This window comes from Gottfriedia sp. NPDC057991 (assembly GCF_042886615.1).
Lineage (GTDB): Bacteria > Bacillota > Bacilli > Bacillales > Bacillaceae_G > Gottfriedia.
Genome location: NZ_JBHVQN010000007.1, coordinates 1 through 1,779, shown reverse-complemented (window position 1 = coordinate 1,779; position 1,779 = coordinate 1). Strand labels below are relative to the sequence as shown.

Below are 1,779 nucleotides of genomic sequence, written 5' to 3'. Positions count from 1 at the left end.
TGGCAGGAGCAGACGGAGCAACAGGTCCAGCAGGAGCAACAGGCCCAGCGGGAGCAGCAGGAGCAGACGGAGCAACAGGTCCAGCAGGAGCAACAGGAGCAGACGGAGCAACAGGCCCAGCAGGAGCAACAGGTCCAGCAGGAGCAACAGGAGCAGACGGAGCGACAGGCCCAGCAGGAGCAACAGGAGCAGATGGAGCGACAGGCCCAGCAGGAGCAACAGGAGCAGATGGAGCGACAGGCCCAGCAGGAGCAACAGGAGCAGACGGAGCGACAGGCCCAGCAGGAGCAACAGGAGCAACAGGAGCAACAGGAGCAGATGGAGCGACAGGCCCAGCAGGAGCAACAGGAGCAGACGGAGCGACAGGTCCAGCGGGAACAACAGGTCCAGCAGGTATACCAGGTACAGGTGCAATCATTCCGTTTGCATCAGGTGCACCAATTGCAATGGCATCAGTAGATGTTCTTGGAGTCAGTGTAGCTAGTACGGCAGGTCTTGTAGGATTTGGAATTTCACTTCCGAATGTTTCATTATTACCTGGACCAGCGATTAATTTAACTGGAACTGGATTGCCAACTGAGATTCTTGATTTTGCATTCTCAATGCCTAGAGATGGTATTATTACAGCTATTTCTGCATCTTATAGTAATGTAGTAGCTTTGAATATTTTAGGAACGAGTATTACGGTTACTGCACAATTATATAGTGCACCGGTAAATAGCAATAACTTTACTCCAGTTTCAGGTGCAAGCGTCACTTTACCAGCTCTAGTAGGTCCGCTTACATTAGGCCAAATCACAAGCGGTATTTCTACACCTTTAGCAATACCAGTCACAGCACAAACTCGTTTAATGATGGTATATACTGCAACTGGATCTGGTATTAGCCTTGTTAATACTGTTACGGGATATGCTAGCGCAGGAGTAGCTATAAATTAATTAACAAATAGAAAATAAAAAAATAGCAATAAAAATTTGACTCTACTAAACTAGAACACAATTGACTATCATTGATAGGAATTGAATCTAGTAAGTAGAGTTTTTTTGCGGATATTTAATAGAATTAGTATTAAAATCCAAACAAACTTGTCCAACGAAAATAGTATAAAGTGTACGTCAAAATATTTTTGGAGGTGTATCTATTTGCCAATACCACCAGGGCCACCAGGCCCACAATTACCACCAGTCTTACCGCTACCACCGGCTCCAACAGGTCCTACAGGAGCACCACTACCACCAGGTCTAACAGGTCTAACAGGCCTAACAGGTCCAACGGGAGCAACAGGTCCACAAGGTCCAACAGGAGCAGCAGGTCCAGCGGGAGCAACAGGTCCAGCAGGAGCAACAGGAGCAGACGGAGCAACAGGTCCAGCGGGAGCAACAGGCCCAGCAGGAGCAACAGGAGCAGACGGAGCAACAGGTCCAGCGGGAGCAACAGGAGCAGACGGAGCGACAGGTCCAGCAGGAGCAACAGGAGCAGACGGAGCGACAGGCCCAGCAGGAGCAACAGGCCCAGCGGGAGCAACAGGAGCAGACGGAGCGACAGGCCCAGCGGGAGCAACAGGAGCAGACGGAGCGACAGGTCCAGCAGGAGCAACAGGAGCAGACGGAGTGACAGGCCCAGCGGGAGCAACAGGAGCAGACGGAGCAACAGGTCCAGCAGGAGCAACAGGAGCAGACGGAGCGACAGGCCCAGCGGGAGCAACAGGAGCAGACGGAGCGACAGGCCCAGCAGGAGCAACAGCAGACTATTAAAGCAAACTCCCAGCACAAGAAACAT

The 1,779-nt window shown here is 51.4% G+C and carries 2 protein-coding genes; both read left to right on the top strand.

The window, feature by feature from the left end; all coding sequences use genetic code 11:
• On the top strand, positions 1-938 hold a 938-nt coding region (locus ACFVR2_RS20810; protein ID WP_387366213.1), incomplete at its 5' end, for an exosporium glycoprotein BclB-related protein.
• 204 nt (positions 939-1,142) lie between these two features.
• The gene (locus tag ACFVR2_RS20805; protein WP_387366210.1) at positions 1,143-1,754 is read left to right on the top strand and encodes a collagen-like domain-containing protein; all 612 of its coding nucleotides are present in this window, start codon (positions 1,143-1,145) and stop codon (positions 1,752-1,754) included.
• The last annotated feature ends 25 nt before the right edge of the window (positions 1,755-1,779 follow it).